General features: G+C 46.9%; 1 protein-coding gene and 1 pseudogene. Both read left to right on the forward strand.

The window, feature by feature from the left end; all coding sequences use genetic code 11:
• Positions 1 to 226 precede the first annotated feature (226 nt).
• The gene (locus F6K49_RS46720; RefSeq protein ID WP_293109299.1) at positions 227 to 1042 is read left to right on the forward strand and encodes a hypothetical protein; all 816 of its coding nucleotides are present in this window, start codon (positions 227 to 229) and stop codon (positions 1040 to 1042) included.
• Between the two features lie 96 nt (positions 1043 to 1138).
• A pseudogene (locus F6K49_RS46725) lies at positions 1139 to 1664 on the forward strand (hypothetical protein); the annotation flags it as partial.

The raw sequence follows: 1664 nt of genomic DNA on the forward strand, positions 1-1664 counted from the left end.
CCCCCTTATCTCTGGGAAGATCAGGGGGCAAGCTTGCATGTAAAAGAGGCTAAACATGAAACCTGACTTGGAAAACAGATCCTACACTGCAAGAGCTGACCATAGACTAGGTGATTCAGTCTTGAGCACGTCTTACCACTTAGGAAAATGGGCGTTGCTGAATCAAGTAATGAATAGGAGTAGAGTGGGCATCCTGCCCGCGCGAAATAAGCATGAAACTGGCAAGATGCCAGTTCCACCAAGATGCCCATTCTACCTCACTCTTAAAATCATTCCATTATTCAGCAACGCCGGAAAATGCACTCAAGACAATGGACTGAGCACTCAAAACTCAGCACTGAGTTTGCTTAAACGTTTACTAATTGCCACAACGGTGCTGTTGGCTGTTGTCCCTACGACGACTAGTTGCACTCTACTGGAACGTCAGCCTCGGTCAAACTCTACCTTGGTCTACAAAGGACCAGTTACCCAGGAGGTGAAAGCTGGTTCATTGATACCAGGGACTGATATTCGGTACATCAGTAGGACGGGGGATAAAACTGCTGAAGTGTTGATCAATGGACAGCGTGCATTCAAGCGCAGTGGTGACTCTCTAGACTGGACTGGAATTCCCCTGAGGGGAGTCGAAATGGGTCTCAACCAGCGGGTATTAGTTTATACTGAGGAACGCCTACAGGCTGGTGGTACTGTTCGTCTAACGGTAGATGGGGTATCTTCTAAACCTGGTTGGGTACCGCAGGTACCGGACAAAACAAACTCCAGTCTAGTGGTTTACAAGGTTCCAGTTTTATACCGAATCAAGCAGGGAGAAACAATTCCTGGAACCACTTTGAGTTATACCGGCAAAACCGAAAAAGGTGCGCAGTTGGGTGGATTACCGACCGGAGAGTCTCCGTACCGCCAAGGGGGTGACTCGATTAGTTGGCAAGGGCAATTACGCCCCAGAGTTTATCTCGATTTAGTAGTACGTACTGCCTTCTATAACGAAGACCGTCTGAATGTGACTGGCTTTGCAACAGTTATCCTAGCAATCGGTGGTTGACGGTTGTTCGCCCTTGGCGTCCCTTTTTGGAGTTTGGATGTTACAGTTGACACTTAAGATGGCTACTTGAATGGCGGGAAGACCCTACATTGGTCGATGGACAACTCTAATGCGATCGCAACTGAAAATCAGCATTCCCTGAAAAAACTGGCGTCGGCAGTAGAAGCCTCTCAGGGACAGTTCAAGCTGATTTTAGCCCGCTGTAATTATATCAGGGTGCGTTTCCGTTTGGTAGCGCAATTACCAACACTCTCGGACCTTGACATTCATACCGTAACCCTGAAGCCATCGGACAACGTGCTCTATGACACCATTCGGTCAATAGTGGGAGAAGAACGCCCTAGTGCTGTGATGGTGTTGGGCTTAGAATCGGTCCAGAATCTACCACAGATGCTGAGTGTTACTAATCAAGTGCTCGAAGAGTTTCATAAAAATCTTCCTTTCCCCTTAGTGTTATGGATTACAGATGACATTCAGCAGCAACTAACCCAGTTTGCTCCAGATTTCGAGAGTTTGGGGACACCGATAGAATTTGCGAACGCAACAGGAACCTTAATTACTGAACTCAAAGAGACTACCGATGCTATCTTTGACTATATTTTAAAATCGAATAGTATAGCAT

The organism is Moorena sp. SIO3I6, assembly GCF_010672095.1.